Origin of the sequence: Streptomyces sp. NPDC005303 (assembly GCF_040607335.1) — a bacterium.
Lineage (GTDB): Bacteria > Actinomycetota > Actinomycetes > Streptomycetales > Streptomycetaceae > Streptomyces.
In genome coordinates, this window is record NZ_JBEXGM010000042.1 from 21,965 (window position 1) to 43,703 (window position 21,739).

Here is a 21,739-nt window from a genome sequence, read left to right on the forward strand (position 1 = left end):
TTTCACCAGCGGATCGGCAACGGCAGCGCTGTCAGCAGCCCCGACACCACGACCACGAGTCCCAGGGCGACGACCTCGGCACGTGCGGGGGCACAGGCGGTCAGCGATGCGGGGGCGCGGTGCAGCCGGATCCGGGCCCACAGGGCGAGAGCGGCGACGACCGCCACGAGGAGCACCTTGGCGAGCAGCGTGCGCCCGTAGGCCGTGTCAGTCAGCTGCTCCAGAATGGTGCCGGGCGGCATCCGGCGCAGCGAACTCCACACGCCGGTCGCGGTGATGGCGGCGAGCAGGACGGCCGCCACGCGCGCGTAGAGCCCGAGCAGCGCCGCGCCCGGGTCCGTGGCGGCCCACCGGCGCAGTGTCCGCAGCACATGCAGGAGCCCGCCCGCCCACAGCGCGGCGCATGTGAGGTGAACCAGCGTCAGCCCGGAGCCGACCAGGGGACTGTGCTCGGCCGCGGGATGCGCGCGCAGGGCCTCCGCCACCACCACGGCCGCCAGCGGCCACACCTGGGTGGCCGGACGGGCCGAACGGGCGCACAGGCCGGCCACCAGGAACGCGTTGACCTCCAGGAGCGCCAACTTGCCGTCCCGCGACTCGTACAGGCCGCCGACGTTGATCTCGGAGAGGCTGTGCGGCACCAGATTGCCGGTCGCCACGACAGACGCCAGACCCAGCGCGGCGAGAAAACCGGCGGCGGCCGCATAAGGGGCCCAGGAGCGTGGCACGTCCGGCGGAGCACCGGGCACCGAGCGGGCCAGCCGGCCCACGAACAGCTCGCCCAGCGGCACACACAACGCCGCGAAGAGCACCGCTCGCAGCAGGGCCACCCCACCGGCCCCGGGCGCGGCGGCCTCCCCGGTGCCGTGCAGCGCGGCGGACGGCCCGAACATCGGTATCGCCAGGGCCAGTACCGCCAGGACGAGGACGGCGACCGCCCGGCCGGTGCCGGGACGCCGCGGGGCGCCACCCGCGTCGGTCGCCTCGGAGGTGGGTCTTGTCAAGGTCACCCCACGATCCTGACCACAACGGACAGATCCGGGCAACTGCAGGAAAACAAGTGGTGGTACGGCATTCCACCCATACATACGTTTCAGGTGTCATCGTCGTTCAGACCCGCTCAGCGCCAGCGCGCGGCATCCGTGCCCCATGACACGGGCGGGCGGGCCCAGTCCGCCGGGCCGCCCTCGAAGGAGACCGGCGACAGCGCGTACCGCAGCCGTCCCAGCACACTGTCCGTCTGTGTCAACCAGGGTTCCGGACCGTCGTAGGAGTCGTTCTCGACGTTCCCCGCGGCCATGGCGTCCCCGTCGGCCACACCGTCCATCAGCCACCAGGCCGTCCGCGCGAGCGCCAGCCGCACGAACCGGCTTCCACCCTCGTGCGACTGCTCGGTCAGCGCCCGCAGCACGGCCGCCGCCAGCAGATAGCCCGTCCCGTGATCGAGGGCCTGCGCGGGCAGCGCGCCCGGTCGCTCCGCCGAACCCTCCAGCACCGCGATCCCGGTCGCGGCCTGTACGAGGCTGTCGAAGCCCCGCCGCTCACGCCAAGGCCCGTACGCGCCCCACGCCGACAACTGGGCGACGACCACCCCGGGCCGCCGTTCCGCCAGCGCCTCGGCGGACAGCCCGAACCGGTCCAGCGCGCCCGGCCGGTACCCGGTGACGACCACGTCCGCCGCCGCGAGCAGTTCCTCGAAGGCCTGCCGGTCGGTGGCCAGGTCGAGCGTCGCCGACCGCTTCCCGAAGCCCGTGTCGGCGTGCTGGTCCGGCAGTTCGGGAAGGCTGGGCGCGTCCAGGCGCAGGACGTCCGCTCCGAGCAGGGCGAGTGTGCGGGTGGCGACCGGACCCGCCAGCACCCGTGTCAGGTCCAGGACGCGCAGACCGGCGGCCGGCAGCAGGGGAGAGGGCCCGACCGGCGGGAAGGCACGCACGCGTGCCGTATCCAGTCGTCCGCTTTCGATCAGTGGCCGTTTCGCCACCTCGGCCGCCTGTGGGTGTGCGGCCCATTCCTCGGGTGAACGCAGGGCGACGGCGAGACCCCCGGCCGCGTACACGGCTTCCTCGACATCCAGGGCGGAGCGCTCGGCGAGGGCCGATTCGACGGCCGCCGCGTCCTCCGGCACCCCCAGTGCGTCGAGCAGCCGCGCCCGGTGGTGGGGATAGTTCGCGTGCGTCCGCACCCACCCGTCCGCCGTCCGCCAGAAGCGGGACAGCGGTGCGAAGTTGACCGGCGCGCGGTCATTGATCAACAGGTGACGTTCGCTCAGGAAAGCGGTGGCGACCGCCCCGTCGTCCACCCGCGCCGCCGGCACCTCGACGAGCCCGGCCCGCCGGGCCGCGAGTGCGGCGGCGGCCAGCGCGCACTCGGCCACACAGGTCCGCGCCAGCTTCCGCACGGGAAGCCGCCCCTGCAGAGCGCCCTCCCGCACCACGAACTTGATTCGAGTCATGACTGCACTATGCAGTATTGACTGAATCAAGATATGGACGAGCCTTGATCGTCCTGTGCTGCTACTTCGTCACCGCGTCCAGTGCGTCCACCGTGCCCCAGCCGTAGAAGCCGTTGCGGTTCTTGGAACCCTCGCACACCGCGTCGACCTTGCCGTCGCCGTTGATGTCGTAGGGGTCCGTGCACGGCGTGGCGTCGGCCTCGGCGTACAGCAGCGCCTTCACCAGGGCCGGCGGGGCGTACGGGTGCGTCGACTTGATCAGGGCGGCCACTGCCGCGACGTGCGGCGAGGCCATCGACGTACCGGCCATGTAGCCCCACTTGCCGCCGGGCAGCGTGCCCAGGATCAGACCGCTGGTCGCGGGCGGCGCGGGCGTCTGGTACGCCGTCGAGTCACCGCCGGGCGCGGCGACGTCGATGACGCCCAGGCCGTAGTTGGAGAAGGACGACTTGATGCCCTTGGCGCCGGTCGCCGCCACCGTCACGACACCCGGCAGCTGGGTCGGTATGTCGAAGCACTCCGAGGGGTCGATCACCCGGTCCGAGGGCGTCCCGTCGTTCGGCGATACCGGGTCGGTGATCTCGTCGGCGGCGAGGTCGTAGTTCTCGTTGCCGGCCGCGGCGACGTTGACCACGCCCCGCTTCTCCGCGTACCGCGAGGCCCGGGTGACCGCGTCCACGAGGGCCTTCTGGTCCGGGTCGTCGGTGCAGTTGAAGTACCACGGGTCGGTGTAATAGCTGTTGTTGGTGACGTCGACGCCGTGCGTGGCCGCCCACATGAAGCCGCAGACCACGGCCTCCGTGTAGAAGTAGCCGGCGGTGGTCGACACCTTGATGCCCGCCACCTTCACCCCGGGCGCCACGCCCGTCATGCCGACGCCGTTCTTGGCGGCCGCGATCTCACCGGCCACGTGCGTGCCGTGCGGGCTCTCCTCGGCACTCGGCCGCCACGCCCCGTCGGTGGTGTCCGGCTTGCCCGTCACGCAGTTGACCGAGGCGGCCCGGTCGAAGTTCGGCGCGAGGTCCGGGTGGGTGTCGTCCACCCCGGTGTCGATCACGGCGACGGTCACCTTGCTGCTGCCGAGCGACTTCTCGTGCGCCTTGTCCGCCTTGATGGCGGGCAGGTCCCACTGCAACGACTCCAGCGGGTCCTGGCCGGCGTCGGCGGCGGACTGCGCCGCTGCCATCTGCGCCGAGCTCAGCGCCTTCGGCGTCCCCTCGTCGGTCGTCGACTGCGCGGGCAGCGGCGCGTTGCGCGTGTTGCCCGCCGACTCGACCCCGCGGACCTTGCGGATCGTCTTGGCGAAGTCGGGGTTCGACGAGTGGACGACGATCACGCCGATCTGGTCGTACGACGTCACGATCGTGCCGCCGGCCTTGCCGATGGCCTTCTTCACCTGGGCGGAAGGACCGTACCCGGGGCGGACGTTGACGACATAGCTGAGCGCCGTCCCGTCCGCGTCGGCGGCGGCGGCGAGGGCGTCGCTGACGGCACCGGGGGAGACGGCGGCGCTACCGGACAGTTCGCTCGCGGACGCCGTGGCGCCCGGCAGGAAGGCCATGGCCGTCGCGACGGCCATACCGAGCGGGATCGCGAGCGTGCGCCGACAGCGCGGGTGGGGCCCAGTCATGATGAGAATCTCTCCAGTTCGTTCTCGGTACAGGGGGTCCGTGCGGGTGGTGCGGGGTGGGGCGAAGTCACTTGACCGGTGGGGCACTTGACGGGCGGGGCACTTGACGGGCGGGTCACTTGACCGCGCGCAGCGCGTCGACGATGCCGAAGCCGTAGAACCCGTTGGCCCGGGCGCCGCCCTTGCACACCGCGTCCTGCGTGCCGTCGCCGTCCTGGTCGTAGGAGGCCGGACAACTCGTGGCGTCCGCCTGTGCCTTCAGCAGCGCCTGCAGCTGGGCCGGGCTCGCCTTCGGGTGCGTCGACTTCAGCAGCGCGGCGACGCCCGCGGCGTGCGGCGAGGCCATCGAGGTGCCCTGCAGGAAGCCGTACTCGCCGTTCGGCAGGGTCGACAGGATGCGGCCGTTCTGCGACGGCGTGTCCGGGATCTGGTAGAGCCGGTCACCACCGGGCGCCGCGACGTCGATGACACCCTTGCCGTACGAGGAGTAGTACGACTTGAGGTTCTTGACGCCCGTCGCGCTGACCGTCACGACACCCGGCAGCTGAGTCGGCACGTCGAAGCACTCGTGCGGGTCGACGGTGCGCTCCACCGCGGTGGAGTCGTCGGGGCTGGAGTCGTCGACGATCGCGTCGGAGTCCAGGTCGTCGTTGGAGTTGCCCGCAGACGCCAGGCTGAGCGTGCCCTTCTTCTGGGCGTACTGCTGCGCCCTGTTGACTGAATCAACAATGGCCCGCTGATCCGGATCGTCCATGCAGTTGTACAGCCACGGATCAACGTAATAGCTGTTGTTCGTGATCTCGACGCCGTGGTCGGCGGCGAACACGAACGCGCACACGACGCTCTCCGGGTAGAAGAGGCCGTTGCTCCGGTCGGTCACATTGATGGCCGACACCTTCACGCCGGGCGCGACCCCCGCCACGCCGATGCCGTTGCGGGCCGCGGCGATCTCGCCGGCCACATGCGTGCCGTGGTAGTCGTCCGCGGTGTACGGCCGCCAGGCGCCCGGACTGGTGTCCGGGACACCGCCGTTGCAGTTCGCCGACTGGGCGGCGGAGAAGTTCGGCGCGATGTCGGGGTGGGTGTCGTCGACGCCGGTGTCGATCACGGCGACGGTCACCTTCCGGCTGCCCGGGTTGATCTTGGCGGCCTTGTCGGCGCCTATCGCGCGCAGGTCCCACTGGTCGGCCTCAAGGGGCTCGCTGTCGGGCGCCGCGGCCGAGGCCTTGGCGACCTTCGCGGCCTGCGCGTCCGACAGGACCTGGACCGCGCCCTCGTCCGTCGTGGCCGCCGGCGTCAGCGCCGAGGTGCGGGTGGCACCGGCCGACTGCACCCCGTGGACCTTGCGGATCTGCTGGGCGAAGTCCGGCGCGGAGGAGTGGACGACGATCACACCGATCTTCTCGTAAGCGATCACCACGGTGCCGCCGGCCGCCGGTATCGCCTTCTTCACCGCCGCGATCGTGCGGTGGTCCACCTTGGTGTTGACGACGTAGGACAGGGCCGTCGCGTCCGCGGCCTGAGCCGTGGCCTGCGCGGAGGGCGCGGCCGAGGCTGCCGAGGGCAGGAAGCCGAGCGAGGCCGTGAGGGACAGCACGACGGGCACAGCGAGCGCGACGCTGTGTCTTGGACGTATCGAACGTATCGAACGTCTGGAACGCGGCTGGGACATGGGGTCTCCACATCATCCGGAAACGAAACCGGCCCGAGGCGCAGGTGTCGCTCGGGCAGGTACATGACGGGTGGTGCCAGGCCGAAGCTATCTCCCGAAGTCGCTGGCCAGCAATGACTTCCCCAAGGTGAGTTCCGAAAGAAGCAAAGCGAGTTGAACCGGGGCCAGCGCGGCGCCGTGACCTTGGACAGGGAACGCGAGGACACTCGCCCCCGATCCCCGTCACAACCGCACCCGCAACGCGAGGAGTCTCCGTGGCCACCGACGCACCGCCACCCTCGAAAGAGACGCACAAACTCCCCACCAGCGAGGAGTTCACCGAGGTGCAGGAGAGCGCGGAGTTCGGTGAACTGCGCCGCTCCTACCGCTCCTTCGCCTTTCCGCTGACCGTCGGTTTCATCGCCTGGTACCTGCTGTACGTCCTGCTGTCCAACTACGCGGGCGACTTCATGGGCACCAAGGTCGTCGGCAACATCAACGTGGCCCTCGTCCTGGGCCTCGCCCAGTTCCTCACCACGTTCCTGATCGCCTGGTGGTACGCGCGGACCGCTGCCGCCCGCTTCGACCCCAAGGCCGAGGCCATCAAGTCCCGGATGGAGGGCGGCGCATGAGCCCCGCGATCACCCTGGCGGCCGGCGAGGCCAGCGAGCACCGGCCGCTGATCATCAGCCTGTTCGCGGTCTTCGTCGTAGCGACCCTCGTCATCACGGTCTGGGCCGGACGCCAGACCAAGGACGCCTCCGACTTCTACGCGGGCGGCCGCCAGTTCACCGGCTTCCAGAACGGCCTCGCCGTCTCCGGCGACTACATGTCCGCCGCGTCCTTCCTCGGCATCGCGGGCGCCATCGCCCTCTTCGGCTACGACGGCTTCCTCTACTCCGTGGGCTTCCTGGTCGCCTGGCTCGTCGCCCTGCTCCTGGTCGCCGAACCGCTGCGCAACTCCGGCCGCTACACGATGGGCGACGTCCTCGCGTACCGAATGCGCCAGCGCCCGGTCCGTACGGCGGCCGGCACCTCCACCATCGTCGTCTCGATCTTCTACCTGCTGGCCCAGATGGCGGGCGCGGGCGTCCTGGTCTCGCTCCTGCTCGGCATCACCAGCGACGCCGGCAAGATCGGCGTCGTCGCCCTGGTCGGTGTCCTGATGATCGTGTACGTCACCATCGGCGGCATGAAGGGCACCACCTGGGTCCAGATGGTCAAGGCCGTCCTGCTGATCGTCGGCGCCCTGCTGCTGACCTTCCTGGTGCTGCTGAAGTTCAACTTCAACCTCTCCGACCTGCTCGGCTCGGCCGCCGACAACAGCGGCAAGGGCGCGGCCTTCCTGGAGCCGGGCCTGAAGTACGGCGCCACCGGCACCACCAAGCTGGACTTCATCTCGCTCGGTATCGCGCTGGTCCTCGGCACCGCGGGCCTGCCGCACATCCTGATCCGCTTCTACACGGTGCCCACCGCCAAGGCCGCCCGTAAGTCGGTCATCTGGGCCATCGGCCTCATCGGCGCCTTCTACCTGATGACCCTCGCCCTCGGCTTCGGCGCCGCCGCGCTGATCAAGCCGGACGAGATCATCGCCTCCAACAAGGCGGGCAACACGGCGGCGCCACTGCTGGCACTGCATCTGGGCGGCGTCGACTCCAACTGGGGCGCGATCCTGCTGGCCACCATCTCGGCGGTCGCCTTCGCCACCATCCTCGCCGTCGTCGCCGGCCTCACCCTGGCCTCGTCGTCGTCCTTCGCGCACGACATCTACGCGAACGTCATCAAGCGGGGGCAGGCCACCGAGAAGCAGGAGATGAGCGCCGCCCGCTGGGCGACCGTCGGTATCGGCGCCGTCTCCATCCTGCTGGGCGCCCTCGCCCGCGACCTCAACGTCGCCGGCCTCGTCGCCCTCGCCTTCGCGGTCGCCGCCTCCGCAAACCTCCCGACGATCATCTACAGCCTCTTCTGGAAGCGGTTCACCACCTCCGGCGCTCTGTGGTCGATCTACGGCGGCCTCGTCACGGCGGTCGGCCTGGTGCTGTTCTCACCGGTCGTCTCCGGCAAGCCCACCTCGATGTTCCCGGACGTCGACTTCCACTGGTTCCCGCTGGAGAACCCGGGCATCATCTCGATCCCGGTCGGCTTCCTGCTCGGCATCATCGGCACCTACCTCTCCAAGGAGGAGCCGGACAAGGCGAAGTACGCGGAGCTGGAGGTCCGGTCGCTGACCGGCACCGGCGCCCACTGACCCGCCCCCTGGAGCGGCCGCGTCGTAGATCTCTACGAGGCGGCCGCTTCGTACGTCGTGGGATCGGGCACTGTCGTTGTCAGTGACGTCACGTAGGCTCGCAAGTGACGGAACAAGATGAGTCCCACACTGATCCGCGACGAGGGAGGGGGCCCACGTGCTCATCGACACCTATGGCCGGGTGGCCACCGACCTGCGCGTCTCGCTGACCGACCGGTGCAATCTGCGCTGCACCTACTGCATGCCGGAAGAGGGCCTGCAGTGGCTGGCCAAGCCGGACCTGCTCACCGACGACGAGATCGTCCGCCTGATCGACATCGCCGTCACCTCCCTGGGTATCGAGGAGGTCCGCTTCACCGGCGGTGAGCCGCTGCTGCGCCCCGGTCTGGTCGGCATCGTCGAGCGCGTCGCGGCCCTGGACCCGCGCCCCCAGATGTCCCTCACCACCAACGGCATCGGCCTCAAGCGCACCGCGACCGCCCTGAAGGCGGCGGGCCTGGACCGGGTCAACATCTCCCTGGACACCCTGCGGCCGGACGTCTTCAAGACCCTCACCCGCCGGGACCGCCACCGGGACGTCCTGGAGGGCCTGGACGCCGCCCGCGAGGCGGGCCTGACCCCCGTCAAGGTGAACTCCGTCCTGATGCCGGGGCTCAACGACGACGAGGCCCCCGACCTGCTGGCCTGGGCGGTGGAGAACGACTACGAACTGCGTTTCATCGAGCAGATGCCCCTGGACGCCCAGCACGGCTGGAAGCGCGACGGCATGATCACCGCCGGGGACATCCTGACCTCCCTGCGCACCCGCTTCGAGCTCACCGAGGAAGGCTCCGAGAAGCGCGGCTCGGCCCCCGCGGAGCGCTGGATCGTCGACGGTGGCCCGCATGTGGTCGGCGTCATCGCCTCGGTGACCCGCCCGTTCTGCGCGGCCTGCGACCGCACCCGCCTCACGGCCGACGGCCAGATACGCAACTGCCTCTTCGCCCGCGAGGAGACGGATCTCCGAGCGGCCCTGCGCTCCGACGCCGGCGACGAGGAGATCGCCCGCATCTGGCGCGAGGCGATGTGGGGCAAGAAGGCCGGGGCGGGCCTGGACGACCCGACGTTCGTCCAGCCGGACCGGCCGATGTCCGCGATCGGCGGTTAGGCCCCTTCGGGCGCCTGCCAGTCCTCGAACTTCACGACGTCCTTGAGGAAGCCCCGCACACCGAGGAACTGCGACAGATGCTCCCGGTGCTCCTCACAGGCCAGCCAGGTCTTCCGCCGCTCCGGCGTGTGGATCTTCGGGTTGTTCCACGCGAGCACCCACACGGCGTCGGTACGACAGCCCTTCGCGGAGCAGATCGGGGTCTCGTCACTCACGGATCTCGTCTCACAAGCGAGGGGGAAAGGCGACGCCGAGCAGCCACGGGGGGAGCTGCCCGGCGTCGGTCTGTCGCTCCGACGGGGGATGCGGAGCGCGTACGAAGTATGTCACGGGTAACCCTTGGCCCGGCACCTGAACAACATGATTGATCTGAGCTTTTCTTGAGCTTGGTGCCCAGCAGACCTGTCACGTCCGCTCGCGGGGTTCACCCCGGGCACCCGATGCCGCCCCGCCCGCACCGCCTTCCGGCACGGGTTCCGCGAAGTCACCCTCGAAGCCGTCCTCGGCCCGCGGCGGCATGATCATCGGCCTGGTCGGAGCGGTCACGAAGGTCGACGGCAGCGACGGCGCGTTCTCCCGCCCCGCGTTGGCGATGACGACGGCGATATAGGGCAGAACCGCGCCCAGCACCAGTGCGACGATCGCGACGTGCCGTTCGACGTTCCAGAGCGTGGCCGCGAGCACCACGGAAATCGTACGGACGGTCATCGAGATGACGTACCGGCGCTGACGTCCGCGCACGTCCTCCTGAAGGCTTGTCCGGGCCCCGGTGATCCGGAACACCTGGGCGCTGCCGCCGCCATGCTGCTTCCGCATCACATTCCACCATCCGCCCGCTTCGGACTGCTCCCGGCTCCGCGTCCGCTCCGTACCCGGTGGAGGTATCGGACCCGGACATCTCCCACGGTACGCCGCGTCTGCGCCGCCTACGAGACCGGGGCACCTCCCACGCGGACCATCGGGCTCGCCCACGGCACGTACGGCCGTACCCGGCATGCGGCGTAGTGCGAACGGACCGACACTGGCCGTAATGCTCACGTAGAGCCGTACGAGGAGGCAGCCATGGGCTGGTTGTGGGCGATCATCGTGGGATTCGTGCTGGGTCTGATCGCGAAGGCGATCATCCCCGGCAAGCAGCACAGTCCCCTCTGGCTGACCACCATCTTCGGCATGCTCGGCGCCATCGCCGGCAATGCCATGGCACGTGGGTTCGGCGTGGACGAGACCCCCGGCATCGACTGGAGCCGCCACGCCTTCCAGCTCATCGCCGCGATCATCATCGTCGCCGTCGGCGACATGCTCTACATGGCGACCCTCGGCAAGCGGAAACAGCGGACCTGAGAGCCGTACGACGAAGGGAGCGCTCCGCGAGGAGACGCTCCCTTCTGGCGTGCCCAGACCTACGCGGACGTGACCTCGACCGCGGCCAGGTTCTTCTTGCCCCGGCGCAGCACCAGCCAGCGACCGTGCAGCAGGTCCTCCTTGGCGGGTACGGCGTCCTCGGCCGCGACCTTGACGTTGTTCACGTAGGCCCCGCCCTCCTTCACCGTCCGCCGCGCGGCGGACTTGCTGGCCACGAGCCCGACCTCCGCGAACAGATCCACCACGGCACCGAGCTCGGCGACCTGGATGTGCGGCACCTCCGAGAGCGCGGCGGTCAGTGTCCGCTCGTCGAGACCCGCCAGCTCACCCTGCCCGAAGAGAGCACGGCTCGCGGCGATCACGGCCTCCGTCTGGTCGGCGCCGTGCACCAGCGTCGTCAGCTCCTCCGCCAGCGCCCGCTGGGCGGCCCGGGCCTGCGGCCGCTCCTCGGTCTGCTTCTCCAGCTCCTCGATCTCCTCGCGGGACCTGAAGGACAGGATGCGCATGTACGTCGAGATGTCCCGGTCGTCCACGTTCAGCCAGAACTGGTAGAACGCGTACGGCGTCGTCATCTCGGCGTCGAGCCAGATGGCCCCGCCCTCGGTCTTGCCGAACTTGGTGCCGTCCGCCTTGACCATCAGCGGCGTCGCCAGACAGTGCACCGAGGCGTCGGGCTCCAGCCGGTGGATCAGGTCGAGACCCGCCGTGAGGTTGCCCCACTGGTCGCTGCCGCCCTGCTGGAGCGTGCAGCCGTACCGCCGGTACAGCTCCAGGAAGTCCATGCCCTGGAGCAGCTGGTAGCTGAACTCCGTGTAGCTGATGCCCTCCTGGGACTCCAGACGCCGGGCGACCGAGTCCTTGGTCAGCATCTTGTTGACGCGGAAGTGCTTGCCGATGTCCCGCAGGAACTCGATGGCCGACATGCCGGCCGTCCAGTCCAGGTTGTTCACCATCGTCGCGGCGTTCTCGCCCTCGAAGGACAGGAACGGCTCGATCTGCGCGCGCAGCCGGTTCACCCAGTTCGCGACCGTCTCCGGGTCGTTCAGCGTGCGCTCCGCCGTGGGGCGCGGGTCGCCGATCTGACCGGTCGCTCCGCCCACCAGCGCCAGCGGGCGCAGACCGGCCTGCTGGAGCCGGCGCATGGTGAGGACCTGCACCAGGTGACCGACGTGGAGACTGGCCGCGGTCGGGTCGAAACCGCAATAGAACGTGACGGGACCGTCCGCGAGCGCCTTGCGCAAAGCGTCCTCGTCAGTGGACAGGGCCCACAGCCCCCGCCACTTCAGCTCGTCGACGATGTCCGTCACGGTTCTCGTATCTCCTCGAAAGGTCCTCGGGCAGTCGAGTGACTACCGGCTACGAGGTTATACGCCCTGACTGACAGAACTCATATTGAAATCCGGCACCCGCAACGCCGGCATGGCGGCCCTGGTGAAGTAGTCGCTCCACTCCCTCGGCAGCGTCTTCTCGGTCCGCCCCGCCTCCGTCGCCCGCCCCAGCAGGCCGACCGGCGACTCGTTGAACCGGAAGTTGTTGACCTCACCGGTCACCTCGCCGTTCTCGACGAGGTACACACCGTCCCGGGTCAGCCCGGTGAGCAGCAGCGTGGCCGGGTCGACCTCGCGGATGTACCAGAGGCAGGTCAGCAGCAGCCCGCGCGTGGTGTTCGCGACCATCTCCTCCAGGGAGAGGTCCGAGCCTCCGTGGAGGACGAGGTTGCCGGCCGCCGGGGCGACGGGCAGCCCGGTCAGGCCCGCGCCGTGCCGGGTCGTCATCAGATGCGCCAGCTCGCCCTCGCGGATCCAGTCGGTGGCCGTGACCGGCAGGCCGTTGTCGAACACCGACTGGTCGCCACCGGAGGAGTGCGCGACCACGAAGGGCGCGGACTCCAGACCGGGCTCGTTCGGGTCGCTGCGCAGGGTCAGCGGCAGCTCGCTCAGCCTCTCGCCGATGCGGGTGCCGCCACCCGGCTTGGAGAACACCGTCCGCCCCTCGGTCGCGTCCCGCCCGGACGCCGACCACTGCTGATAGATCAGCAGGTCGGCGACCGCGGTCGGCGGCAGCAGCGTCTCGTACCGCCCGGCGGGCAGCGCGATGCGCCGCTCGGCCCATCCGAGGCGTACGGCGAGCTCGGCGTCCAGCGCCGCCGGGTCGACGTCCTTGAAGTCCCGCGTGGAGCGCCCGGCCCAGGCCGAGCGAGTACGGTCCGGCGACTTGGCGTTGAGCTCCAGCGTGCCGTTGGGCTGGTCGTGGCGCAGCCGCAGCCCCGTGGACGTGCCCAGGTACGTCGAGACGAGTTCGTGGTTGGCGAAGCCGTACAGCTCGCGGCCGCCCGCACGCGCGCGTGCGAAGGACTCGCCGAGCGCCGGAGCGAAGTCGGCGAAGACGGCCGAGGAGGTCTCGGCGGGCGCGTCCGTGAAGTCGGGGGACTCCGGTACGCCCGTGACCAGCGGCTGTGCGTCCTCGGCGGCCCCTGCGCCGCGCGCGGCGGCCTCGGCGGCCCGCACCAGCGGCTCCAGTTCGTCCTCGGTCACCGCCGACCTCGACACGACCCCGGAAGCGGTGCCCTCCTTGCCGTCGACGGTCGCGACGACCGTGAGGGTGCGCCCGCGCGTGACGCCGTTCGTGGTGAGCGCGTTGCCCGCCCAGCGCAGGTTGGCGGTCGACTCCTCGTCGGCGATCACGACACAGCCGTCGGCCTGGGACAGCGCGAGGGCCCGCTCGACGATCTCGTGCGGCTTGTTGGTACGCGGGCTCATCGACCGGCCTCCTGCGTGGTGTTCAGAATGTTGACGCCCTTGAAGAGGGCCGACGGGCAGCCGTGCGACACCGCCGCGACCTGCCCCGGCTGGGCCTTGCCGCAGTTGAAGGCACCGCCGAGGACATAGGTCTGCGGGCCGCCCACCGCGGCCATCGAGCCCCAGAAGTCGGTGGTGGTCGCCTGGTAGGCGACGTCCCGCAGCTGCCCGGTGATCCGCCCGTTCTCGATCCTGAAGAACCGCTGGCCGGTGAACTGGAAGTTGTAGCGCTGCATGTCGATCGACCAGGACCGGTCCCCGACGACGTAGATCCCGCGGTCAACGCTGCCGATGAGATCCTCCGTCGACATGCCCGCCGGGTCCGGCTGGAGCGACACGTTGGCCATGCGCTGCACCGGGACATGCCCCGGGGAGTCGGCGTAGGCGCACCCGTTGGACCGCTCGAACCCGGTCAGTTTCGCGATCCGCCGGTCCAGCTGGTAGCCGACGAGGGTGCCGTCCTTCACGAGGTCCCAGGACTGGCCCGCGACGCCCTCGTCGTCGTAGCCGATGGTCGCGAGGCCGTGCTCGGCGGTGCGGTCACCGGTGACGTTCATCAGCTCGGAGCCGTAGCGCAGCTTGCCGAGCTGGTCGAAGGTGGCGAAGGAGGTGCCTGCGTACGCGGCCTCGTAGCCGAGGGCGCGGTCCAGCTCGGTGGCGTGGCCGATGGACTCGTGGATGGTCAGCCACAGGTTGGACGGGTCGACGACGAGGTCGTACAGGCCCGCCTCGACACTGGGCGCGCGCATCTTCTCGGCGAGCAGCTCCGGGATCTGCTCCAGCTCGCTCTCCCAGTCCCAGCCGGTGCCCGTGAGGTACTCCCAGCCGCGTCCGACCGGCGGCGCGATGGTCCGCATGGAGTCGAACTCGCCGCTGGACTCGTCGACCGACACGGCGGTCAGCTGCGGGTGCAGCCGGACCCGCTGCTGTGTGGTCACCGTGCCCGCGGTGTCGGCGTAGAACTTGTTCTCGTGCACGGTGAGCAGCGAGGCGTCGACGTGGTTGACGCCGTTCGCCCCCAGCAGCCGCGCGCTCCAGTCCGCGAGCAGCGCCGCCTTCTCCTCGTCGGGCACCGAGAACGGATCGATCTCGTACGACGAGATCCACGTACGGTCGGCGTGCACGGGCTCGTCGGCGAGTTCCACGCGCTCCTCGGAACCGGCGGCCCGGATCACCTGCGCGGACAGCTTCGCCATGGCCACGGCCTGCGAGGCGACCTTGGCGGCGGCGTCCAGCGTCAGGTCCACGCCCGACGCGAAGCCCCAGGTGCCGCCGTGCACGACCCGCACCGCGTACCCGAGGTCGGTGGTGTCCGAGGACCCGGACGGCTTGGCGTCCCTCAGGCGCCAGGACGCACTGCGCACCCGCTCGAACCGGAAGTCCGCGTGCTCGGCGCCGAGCGCACGCGCGCGTGCCAGCGCGGCGTCGGCGAGGGCACGTAGGGGAAGCGCTGTGAAGGCTTCGTCGATCGTATGAGGCACCTGGGTCTCTTCCTGTCGGGTGACGTGAGCGGCGGTTGCTCCGATCATGTCGCGGCGACCGGTGCGCGGACCACACGTTTGTGACCGCTGCCGGCATCTTTCTGTAGGGACCCGACAGCGAGTCCCGTAAGCCACTGTCGGTGCCCGAATGTCCCCGACAGCGACCGGCCCGATAGGTTTTCGGGGAAGCCGCCTGCCATCCAGGTGTTCGGGCGGGTGTGTCAGACCCCTATGGAAAGGGTGATCCGTTGAGCCGCTCGGTTCTCGTCACCGGAGGCAACCGGGGCATCGGCCTCGCCATCGCGCGCGCATTCGCCGACGCCGGCGACAAGGTCGCCATCACGTACCGCTCGGGTGAGCCGCCGGCCGGCTTCCTGGCCGTCAAGTGCGACATCACCGACACCGAGCAGGTGGAGCAGGCCTACAAGGAGATCGAGGCCGAGCACGGCCCGGTCGAGGTTCTGATCGCCAACGCCGGCATCACCAAGGACCAGCTGCTGATGCGGATGTCCGAGGAGGACTTCACCTCGGTCGTCGACACCAACCTCACCGGCACCTTCCGCGTGGTCAAGCGCGCCAACCGCGCCATGCTGCGCGCCAAGAAGGGCCGCGTCGTCCTGATCTCCTCGGTCGTCGGCCTCTACGGCGGCCCCGGCCAGGCCAACTACGCCGCCTCCAAGGCCGCCCTGGTCGGCTTCGCGCGCTCGCTCGCCCGTGAGCTGGGCTCGCGCAACATCACCTTCAACGTCGTCGCGCCCGGCTTCGTCGACACCGACATGACCAAGGTGCTCACCGACGAGCAGCGCGAGAGCATCGTCAAGCAGGTGCCGCTCGGTCGTTACGCGCAGCCCGAGGAGATCGCCGCGACGGTGCGGTTCCTCGCCTCGGACGACGCCTCGTACATCACTGGAGCCGTCATCCCCGTTGACGGCGGACTGGGAATGGGTCACTGAACACCATGAGCGGAATTCTCGAGGGCAAGCGCGTCCTGATCACCGGTGTGCTGATGGAGTCCTCCATCGCCTTCCACGCCGCCAAGCTGGCCCAGGAGCAGGGCGCGGAGATCATCCTGACCGCGTTCCCGCGGCCCACGCTGACCGAGCGCATCGCCAAGAAGCTCCCCAAGCCCACCAAGGTCATCGAGCTCGACGTCACCAACGACGAGCACATGGGCCGCCTGGCCGACATCGTCGGCGAGGAGCTCGGCGGCCTCGACGGTGTCGTGCACTCCATCGGCTTCGCGCCGCAGGACGCGCTCGGCGGCAACTTCCTGAACACGCCGTTCGAGTCCGTGGCCACCGCCATGCACGTCTCGGCGTACTCCCTGAAGTCGCTCACCATGGCCTGCCTGCCGCTGATGCAGAACGGCGGCTCGGTCGTCGGCCTCACCTTCGACGCGCAGTACGCCTGGCCGCAGTACGACTGGATGGGCCCGGCCAAGGCCGCCCTGGAGGCCACCAGCCGCTACGTCGCGCGCGACCTGGGCAAGCAGAACATCCGCTGCAACCTCATCTCCGCGGGCCCGCTCGCCTCCATGGCCGCCAAGTCCATCCCGGGCTTCAGCGACCTGGCCGCGGTGTGGGACAACCGCTCTCCGCTGGAGTGGGACCTCAAGGACCCGGAGCCGGCCGGCAAGGGCATCGTCGCCCTGCTGAGCGACTGGTTCCCGAAGACCACGGGCGAGATCATCCACGTGGACGGCGGTCTGCACGCCATCGGCGCCTGACACTTCCGCTGAGGGCCCGCACCTGTCACGGGTGCGGGCCCTCACCCGTTCGGCCCACCAGGCCGGGCGCGCACCTGCCACAACTGGGCACGCTGGATCACGCGTTCACCAGAGATTCCCTCCCCAGTACGGCCGAGGAGGTCCCCTTGTGCGCCTGTCCCGCAGTCTGGCCTCAGTGACCGCAGCCGTCTGTCTCGTGATGCCCCTGTCGCACGAAGCCGTGTCGCACACACGCGGGGGAGCGCCCGGAGCCGCCGCTTCGGAGCTGTTCGGAGCCTCCTGCCGCAGCAGGGTCACCGGCTCCCATGTGACCACCTACTGCCACAACCCCTATCCGCGCACCGACGGCGTCCGCCTGCACATCGAGTGCGACCGCTGGTGGGACCTCGACACCGACGGCCCCGAGGTCGAGGCCGGGCCCGCGCAGACCGTGCGGCTGACCGGCCGGTGCTGGAAAGAGGTCCGCTCGGTGTGGGTCAGCCACCGGAAGCTGGCGCGCTGAACCGTCCCGGACGGCACAGGAAGGGATAGCCGGCCGCCTCCTCGGCGGCAGCTGCCGCGTCGCCCGCGCGGATCGCGTCGACGAGCCGGGTGTGATCCATGTACGTCTCCGGCGTCAGCTCCTCGCCGACGTCCTCGCGCAGCCAGTCCCGCAGCACCTCGCCGAGGTCCGCGTACATCTCGGTCATCACGTCGTTGTGCGAGGCGGCCACCACGGCCAGGTGGAAGGTCGCGTCCGCCGTCACGAAGGCCTCCGCGTCACCCGACGCCCACGCCTCCTCGCGCCGCACCAGGAGCACGTCGAGCTGCTTGAGGTCCTTCTCGGTGCGCCGCTCGGCGGCCAGCCGCGCCGCGGACGACTCCAGGGTGGAGCGCAGCTCGGCGATGTGCCGGGGGTCCGCGTCGGCGAACCTGCGGTGCATCACGCCCGCCAGTTCACTGGTCGCCACGACGTACGTCCCCGAGCCCTGGCGGATGGCCAGCAGACCGTTGTGCGCGAGCGCCCGGACGGCCTCGCGGACGGTGTTGCGGGCGACCCCCAGCTGCTCGACCAGCTCGGGCTCCGTCGGGATCCGGGAGCCGACCGGCCACTCGCCCGAGGTGATCTGGTTGCGCAGCGCGGCGATGACCTGCTCGGACAGCGCCGAGCGACGCGGATGGCTCAGGGGCATGACACACCTTCGCACGGGCGGGACGACCGGTGACGACCCGGGGATGGACAACCAATCATCCCATGATTCTATGATGGGGGGCATGGCAAGCGAGGAAACCCGGACAGTGAAGTCCACGAGCGCACGCAGTTCCGCGACCCCGCCACAGGAAGGACCCCTGGCGCCCGCCCCGCGCGCGTGGACGGTGCGCCTGGTCGTCGTCGGCATCGTGCTGTCCGCCCTCAACCTCCGTCCCGCCATCACCAGCCTCGGCGCCCTCCTCGAAGAGGTGCGCGACGGACTCGGCATGAGCGGCAGCATGGCCGGCCTGCTCACCTCGGTGCCCCCGCTGTGCTTCGCCGTCTTCGGTGTCACGGCCCCGCGGCTGGCCCGCCGCTTCGGCGCGGGCGCGGTGGTGTGCGCGGGCATGGTCGCCATCACGGCGGGCCTGCTCATACGGCCGTACACCGGCTCCACGGCGGGCTTCCTGGCCGCCAGTGGCCTCACCCTCATGGGCATCGCCGTCAGCAACGTCCTGATGCCGGTCATCGTCAAGCGCTGGTTCCCGGACCGGGTCGGCTCCATGACCGGGCTGTACTCGATGGCCCTGGCCCTCGGCACCGCGGCGGCGGCCGCCGTGACCGTTCCGGTGACCGAGGCCCTGGGCGGGAGCTGGCAGTCCGGGCTCGCGGTGTGGGCGGGCCTGGCCGCGGCGGCCGTACTGCCGTGGATTCCGCTCGTACGGGACCGGGGGCCCGCGCCGACGGAGCCGCAGGCGGACCGGAGCGTGCACACGCGTGTGGAGGGCGCCGGACCCGTCCGGCACACGCACGCACGCGTGGAGGCGCCCGCGCTGCGGATCACCCGGAGCCGGACCGCCTGGGCGCTCGCCGTCTTCTTCGGGCTCCAGGCCACCGCCGCCTACATCACCATGGGCTGGATGGCGCAGATCTTCCGGGACGCGGGCGTGCCCGCGAGCACCGCCGGGCTGCTGCTGGCCGTCACGATGGTCATGGGCGTCCCGCTGGCCTTCGTCATCCCGCGCGTGGCCACCCGGCTGCCCCACCAGGGCCCGATCGTGATCGCGCTCGGCGTCTGCGGTCTCGCCGGATACGCGGGCCTGTACCTCGCCCCCGCCGCCGGCGCCTGGGCCTGGGCCGTCCTGCTCGGCGTCTCCAACTGCGCCTTCCCGCTGGCCCTCACCATGGTCGGGATGCGTGCCAGGACCGGCGCGGGCGTCGCCCAGCTGTCCGCGTTCGCGCAGAGCACCGGCTATCTGATCTCCATCCCCGGACCGCTCCTGGTGGGCGTGCTCTACCAGCACAGCGGCGGCTGGGGCCTGCCGATCGCCCTCATGATCGGCCTGATGGTCCCGCAGATGGCGGTCGGTGTGCTCGCGGGCCGCGACCGTACGGTGGAGGAAGAGGCGGCCCGCTGAGCTCACCCCGGCAGGCTCGGTAAGAGACCGGGGTGCGAAACTGGCCGTATGCCAGTGCTCGACCCGAACCCCCAGAACGGCCAGAAGAAGATGCTGCTGGTCTTCGGCTCGTTCTTCGCCATCTTCATCATCATCGCGATCATCGCGACGATCGCCTCGCCCTGACCCGGCCACCCGCTCCCCGGTACGACGGTGGGGTTAACCCCACCGTCCCCTAGGGGGCGAGTGTCAGGGTCAACTGGGTGGATCACCGGATGGGTTGAGGGCCGCCGGTTCCGTAACTTCGAGATGTGACCGCGAGAAGCGGAGCGCGGAGGACTCGAAGACCAGCGGAGGCATCATGTCGGCCCCTACGCACACCCCGCCCCACCCGGCGTCCCGGGGCGGCGTCGACATCCGGCTGCCCTGGTGGGCGCTCGCACTGCCGACGCTCGCCTTCGCCGTCCTCCTGGCGCTCATCCTCAACCCCTCCGACGCGCACGCGGCCTCCGGCGACCCCCTCGTCACCCAGTTCCTGGAGCGCGTACAGCAGCTCATAACGCGCTGAGCACCGGCGAAGCCGCCCGCCAACTCCCTGCGCCCCATGGCCTGTTTCGTGCGAAGCTGGATCCCATGAGCGTCGCAGATCCCCGCAGGATTGTCCTTTTCCGGCATGCGAAAGCCGACTGGCCGCAGGTGACCGACCACGAGCGGCCGCTCGCCGACCGGGGCCGAAAAGATGCAGCGGAAGCCGGACGACGGCTGGTCGACTCCGGCATCCCCTTCGACCTGGCCCTCTGCTCCACCGCGACCCGGACCCGTGAGACCTGGAAGCTCGCCGTGCAGGAGTTCCCGCACCGGCCGAAAACGGTCTACGAGGAGCGGATCTACGAGGCCTCTCCCGGTGAGCTGATCGCCGTGCTGAACGAGACGCCGGACGACGTGCACAACGCCGTCCTGGTCGGCCACAACCCGGGTGTGCAGGGCCTCGCCGACGTCCTCGCGGGCGCCGCCGAAGGGGACGCGCGCCAGCGGATGAGCGGCCGCGGCTTCCCCGCCGCAGCCTTCGCCGTCCTGTCCTTCAGCGGCCCCTGGAAGGCCCTGGAGCCCGGCGTGGCCACCCTCGTCGACTACTGGGCGCCGGCCGACTGACGACGTCCCTCACCCCCGCGTGACATACAGGGGCCCGGCACCGTGGTGGTGCCGGGCCCCTGCCGATTCCTCGTCCTTGCGATCCGCCGTCCTTGCGATCCGCCGTCCTTGCGATCCGCCGTCCTGCCGATCCGGCGTTCTGTCGATCCGGCGTTCTGTCGATCCGCCGTCGGGGTCAGTCCTCCTCGTGCGCGTCCGCCGCCTCGACCTCTTCGCGGGTGACCCCCAGCAGATACAGCACCGTGTCGAGGAAGGGCACGTTCACCGCGGTGTGCGCGGCCTCCCGCACCACCGGCTTGGCGTTGAAGGCGACCCCGAGCCCGGCCGCGTTCAGCATGTCCAGGTCGTTCGCGCCGTCACCGATCGCCACCGTCTGGGACAGCGGCACCCCGGCCTCGGCGGCGAACCGGCGCAGCAGTCGCGCCTTGCCCGCGCGGTCCACGATCTCCCCGGTGACCCGGCCGGTCAGCTTCCCGTCGACGATCTCCAGCGTGTTCGCCTGGGCGAAGTCCAGCCCCAGCCGGTCCCGCAGGTCGTCGGTGACCTGGGTGAAACCGCCCGAGACGACACCGACTTGGAAGCCGAGCCGCTTCAGCGTACGGATGAGGGTGCGCGCACCGGGCGTCAGCCGTACCTCGGAACGCACCTTGTCGACGACCGAGGCGTCGAGCCCCTCCAGCAGCGCCACGCGCGCGTGCAGCGACTGCTCGAAGTCCAGCTCGCCGCGCATCGCGGCCGCGGTCACCTCGGCGACCTCGTCCTCGCAACCGGCGTGCGCGGCGAAGAGCTCGATCACCTCGTCCTGGATGAGGGTGGAGTCCACGTCCATGACGACGAGCCGCTGGGCCCGGCGATGCAGACCGGCGGCGACGACGGCCACGTCCACGCCGAGCTTGCCGGCGTCCGTCACCAGGGCGGTGCGCAGCGGCTCCGTCTCCACACCGGACACCGCGAACTCGACGGCCGTGACCGGGTACTTGGCCAGCCGGAAGATACGGTCGATGTTGCCGCCCGCCTTGGCGATCTTGGCGGCGATGGCGGCGGTGGCCTCCGCGGTGAGCGGGTGACCGAGCACGGTGACCAGGGAACGTCCCAGCCCGCGCGGCCGGTTGTCGCCGAGACCGGAGATGATCTCCGCCTGCATCTTGATCGACTCGGCCCAGCTGTGGACGGTCGCCCGCAGATCGCCCTCCAGCGTGCGGGGCGGCGCGGTCACGAGCGCGCACAACACCATTCGGCCACGCGTGACGACCTGCTCGATGTCGACCACGTCGACGGAGTAGGCGGCGAGGGTGTCGAAGAGGCCGGCCGTGATGCCCGGCCTGTCCTTCCCGAAGATCTTGACGAGGAGGGTGGGGACGTCGGAGGACGAGGTCTGCTCAGCGCTCATGGTGCTCCCACCGTATCCGGCACCCAGTGCCTTCTGCCCCCGCGGTCCGTCTGACGGACACAAAACACTCGGTGTCGAGCGGGTGGCGAGATCCTTACGCGCAGGACACGACTGCGCTGCGGCGGGGCTGCGCG

Annotated in this window: 22 protein-coding genes; 11 read left to right on the forward strand and 11 right to left on the reverse strand. The window is 70.3% G+C overall.

Annotated features, from left to right (window positions below):
- Positions 1-2 precede the first annotated feature (2 nt).
- The 4 genes from ABZT93_RS36050 to ABZT93_RS36065 form a co-directional block, all read right to left on the reverse strand.
- Positions 3-1,010 (reverse strand): CopD family protein, encoded by a 1,008-nt coding sequence (locus ABZT93_RS36050; RefSeq protein ID WP_356112628.1) that lies wholly within the window; start codon positions 1,008-1,010, stop codon positions 3-5.
- Between the two features lie 110 nt (positions 1,011-1,120).
- Positions 1,121-2,452, reverse strand: coding sequence for a CoA transferase (locus ABZT93_RS36055; RefSeq protein ID WP_356112630.1), 1,332 nt, complete (start codon positions 2,450-2,452; stop codon positions 1,121-1,123).
- 61 nt (positions 2,453-2,513) lie between these two features.
- On the reverse strand, positions 2,514-4,082 hold the full coding sequence (locus ABZT93_RS36060) for a S8 family serine peptidase (protein WP_356112632.1): 1,569 nt from the start codon (positions 4,080-4,082) through the stop codon (positions 2,514-2,516).
- Between the two features lie 115 nt (positions 4,083-4,197).
- Positions 4,198-5,754, reverse strand: a complete 1,557-nt coding sequence (locus ABZT93_RS36065) for a S8 family serine peptidase (protein WP_356112634.1) — start codon at positions 5,752-5,754, stop codon at positions 4,198-4,200.
- Positions 5,755-6,008: 254 nt separating this feature from the next.
- On the opposite strand from ABZT93_RS36065, the gene ABZT93_RS36070 reads away from it, so the two are divergent.
- The 3 genes from ABZT93_RS36070 to moaA all read left to right on the forward strand — a co-directional run bounded on the left by ABZT93_RS36070 (position 6,009) and on the right by moaA (position 9,128).
- On the forward strand, positions 6,009-6,365 hold the full coding sequence (locus ABZT93_RS36070) for a DUF485 domain-containing protein (protein ID WP_007381098.1): 357 nt from the start codon (positions 6,009-6,011) through the stop codon (positions 6,363-6,365).
- Positions 6,362-7,981, forward strand: coding sequence for a cation acetate symporter (locus tag ABZT93_RS36075; protein ID WP_356112635.1), 1,620 nt, complete (start codon positions 6,362-6,364; stop codon positions 7,979-7,981). Before ABZT93_RS36070 ends, ABZT93_RS36075 begins: the two co-directional genes overlap by 4 nt.
- Before the next feature lie 157 nt (positions 7,982-8,138).
- Positions 8,139-9,128, forward strand: coding sequence for a GTP 3',8-cyclase MoaA (gene moaA, locus ABZT93_RS36080; RefSeq protein ID WP_356112637.1), 990 nt, complete (start codon positions 8,139-8,141; stop codon positions 9,126-9,128).
- On the opposite strand, the gene ABZT93_RS36085 is transcribed toward moaA, so the two are convergent.
- On the reverse strand, positions 9,125-9,343 hold the full coding sequence (locus ABZT93_RS36085) for a hypothetical protein (RefSeq protein ID WP_356112638.1): 219 nt from the start codon (positions 9,341-9,343) through the stop codon (positions 9,125-9,127). The two genes, moaA and ABZT93_RS36085, sit on opposite strands and share 4 nt — an antisense overlap.
- Positions 9,344-9,533: 190 nt before the next feature.
- Positions 9,534-9,944 (reverse strand): DUF3099 domain-containing protein, encoded by a 411-nt coding sequence (locus ABZT93_RS36090; RefSeq protein WP_356112640.1) that lies wholly within the window; start codon positions 9,942-9,944, stop codon positions 9,534-9,536.
- A gap of 246 nt (positions 9,945-10,190) precedes the next feature.
- On the opposite strand from ABZT93_RS36090, the gene ABZT93_RS36095 reads away from it, so the two are divergent.
- Positions 10,191-10,469, forward strand: a complete 279-nt coding sequence (locus tag ABZT93_RS36095; RefSeq protein ID WP_356112642.1) for a GlsB/YeaQ/YmgE family stress response membrane protein — start codon at positions 10,191-10,193, stop codon at positions 10,467-10,469.
- Between the two features lie 59 nt (positions 10,470-10,528).
- Here the strand turns inward: ABZT93_RS36095 and tyrS are convergent, their stop codons facing one another.
- From tyrS to ABZT93_RS36110, 3 genes are read right to left on the reverse strand one after another with little or no spacing between them, the layout of a single operon-like run.
- Entirely contained in the window at positions 10,529-11,797 is a 1,269-nt protein-coding gene (gene tyrS / locus ABZT93_RS36100) for a tyrosine--tRNA ligase (RefSeq protein WP_356112644.1), read from the reverse strand.
- Between the two features lie 57 nt (positions 11,798-11,854).
- Entirely contained in the window at positions 11,855-13,249 is a 1,395-nt protein-coding gene (locus ABZT93_RS36105) for a metallopeptidase TldD-related protein (RefSeq protein WP_356112647.1), read from the reverse strand.
- A complete protein-coding gene (locus tag ABZT93_RS36110; protein WP_356112648.1) occupies positions 13,246-14,769 on the reverse strand; it encodes a TldD/PmbA family protein in 1,524 nt (507 codons plus the stop codon). Before ABZT93_RS36110 ends, ABZT93_RS36105 begins: the two co-directional genes overlap by 4 nt.
- 248 nt (positions 14,770-15,017) lie before the next feature.
- Here ABZT93_RS36110 and fabG point away from each other — a divergent pair, with 248 nt between their 5' ends.
- The 3 genes from fabG (at position 15,018) to ABZT93_RS36125 (ending at position 16,997) form a co-directional block, all read left to right on the forward strand.
- A complete protein-coding gene (gene fabG, locus ABZT93_RS36115) occupies positions 15,018-15,722 on the forward strand; it encodes a 3-oxoacyl-[acyl-carrier-protein] reductase (RefSeq protein ID WP_356112650.1) in 705 nt (234 codons plus the stop codon).
- A 5-nt stretch (positions 15,723-15,727) separates the two neighbouring features.
- Complete coding sequence (fabI, locus tag ABZT93_RS36120; protein WP_020121331.1) at positions 15,728-16,495, forward strand: enoyl-ACP reductase FabI; 768 nt, start codon at positions 15,728-15,730, stop codon at positions 16,493-16,495.
- 148 nt (positions 16,496-16,643) lie between these two features.
- On the forward strand, positions 16,644-16,997 hold the full coding sequence (locus ABZT93_RS36125; RefSeq protein WP_356112652.1) for a hypothetical protein: 354 nt from the start codon (positions 16,644-16,646) through the stop codon (positions 16,995-16,997).
- On the opposite strand, the gene ABZT93_RS36130 is transcribed toward ABZT93_RS36125, so the two are convergent.
- Positions 16,972-17,667, reverse strand: coding sequence for a FadR/GntR family transcriptional regulator (locus ABZT93_RS36130; RefSeq protein WP_356112654.1), 696 nt, complete (start codon positions 17,665-17,667; stop codon positions 16,972-16,974). The two genes, ABZT93_RS36125 and ABZT93_RS36130, sit on opposite strands and share 26 nt — an antisense overlap.
- Positions 17,668-17,737: 70 nt before the next feature.
- Here ABZT93_RS36130 and ABZT93_RS36135 point away from each other — a divergent pair, with 70 nt between their 5' ends.
- The 4 genes from ABZT93_RS36135 to ABZT93_RS36150 all read left to right on the forward strand — a co-directional run bounded on the left by ABZT93_RS36135 (position 17,738) and on the right by ABZT93_RS36150 (position 20,215).
- Positions 17,738-19,084 carry a CynX/NimT family MFS transporter gene (locus tag ABZT93_RS36135; RefSeq protein WP_356112656.1) on the forward strand — a complete coding sequence of 449 codons (1,347 nt, stop codon included), beginning with the start codon at positions 17,738-17,740 and terminating at the stop codon, positions 19,082-19,084.
- Positions 19,085-19,132: 48 nt separating this feature from the next.
- Entirely contained in the window at positions 19,133-19,249 is a 117-nt protein-coding gene (locus ABZT93_RS36140; RefSeq protein WP_352390406.1) for an SGM_5486 family transporter-associated protein, read from the forward strand.
- A gap of 175 nt (positions 19,250-19,424) precedes the next feature.
- Positions 19,425-19,631 carry a hypothetical protein gene (locus tag ABZT93_RS36145; protein WP_356112658.1) on the forward strand — a complete coding sequence of 69 codons (207 nt, stop codon included), beginning with the start codon at positions 19,425-19,427 and terminating at the stop codon, positions 19,629-19,631.
- A gap of 65 nt (positions 19,632-19,696) precedes the next feature.
- The gene (locus ABZT93_RS36150; RefSeq protein WP_356112659.1) at positions 19,697-20,215 is read left to right on the forward strand and encodes a histidine phosphatase family protein; all 519 of its coding nucleotides are present in this window, start codon (positions 19,697-19,699) and stop codon (positions 20,213-20,215) included.
- 175 nt (positions 20,216-20,390) lie between these two features.
- Here the strand turns inward: ABZT93_RS36150 and serB are convergent, their stop codons facing one another.
- Positions 20,391-21,605: a phosphoserine phosphatase SerB gene (gene serB / locus ABZT93_RS36155; protein WP_356112661.1), complete on the reverse strand. Its 1,215-nt coding sequence runs from the start codon at positions 21,603-21,605 to the stop codon at positions 20,391-20,393.
- Positions 21,606-21,739: the final 134 nt, after the last annotated feature.

Coding starts and splice junctions, on each gene's coding strand:
- ABZT93_RS36055 (WP_356112630.1), bottom strand. CDS start 2,452: ATGACTCGAATCAAGTTCGTGGTGCGGGAGGGCGCTCTGCAGGGGCGG.
- ABZT93_RS36060 (WP_356112632.1), bottom strand. CDS start 4,082: ATGACTGGGCCCCACCCGCGCTGTCGGCGCACGCTCGCGATCCCGCTC.
- ABZT93_RS36065 (WP_356112634.1), bottom strand. CDS start 5,754: ATGTCCCAGCCGCGTTCCAGACGTTCGATACGTTCGATACGTCCAAGA.
- ABZT93_RS36075 (WP_356112635.1), top strand. CDS start 6,362: ATGAGCCCCGCGATCACCCTGGCGGCCGGCGAGGCCAGCGAGCACCGG.
- ABZT93_RS36090 (WP_356112640.1), bottom strand. CDS start 9,944: ATGCGGAAGCAGCATGGCGGCGGCAGCGCCCAGGTGTTCCGGATCACC.
- ABZT93_RS36095 (WP_356112642.1), top strand. CDS start 10,191: ATGGGCTGGTTGTGGGCGATCATCGTGGGATTCGTGCTGGGTCTGATC.
- ABZT93_RS36105 (WP_356112647.1), bottom strand. CDS start 13,249: ATGAGCCCGCGTACCAACAAGCCGCACGAGATCGTCGAGCGGGCCCTC.
- fabI (WP_020121331.1), top strand. CDS start 15,728: ATGAGCGGAATTCTCGAGGGCAAGCGCGTCCTGATCACCGGTGTGCTG.
- ABZT93_RS36130 (WP_356112654.1), bottom strand. CDS start 17,667: ATGCCCCTGAGCCATCCGCGTCGCTCGGCGCTGTCCGAGCAGGTCATC.
- ABZT93_RS36135 (WP_356112656.1), top strand. CDS start 17,738: ATGATGGGGGGCATGGCAAGCGAGGAAACCCGGACAGTGAAGTCCACG.
- ABZT93_RS36140 (WP_352390406.1), top strand. CDS start 19,133: ATGCCAGTGCTCGACCCGAACCCCCAGAACGGCCAGAAGAAGATGCTG.
- ABZT93_RS36145 (WP_356112658.1), top strand. CDS start 19,425: ATGTCGGCCCCTACGCACACCCCGCCCCACCCGGCGTCCCGGGGCGGC.
- ABZT93_RS36150 (WP_356112659.1), top strand. CDS start 19,697: ATGAGCGTCGCAGATCCCCGCAGGATTGTCCTTTTCCGGCATGCGAAA.
- serB (WP_356112661.1), bottom strand. CDS start 21,605: ATGAGCGCTGAGCAGACCTCGTCCTCCGACGTCCCCACCCTCCTCGTC.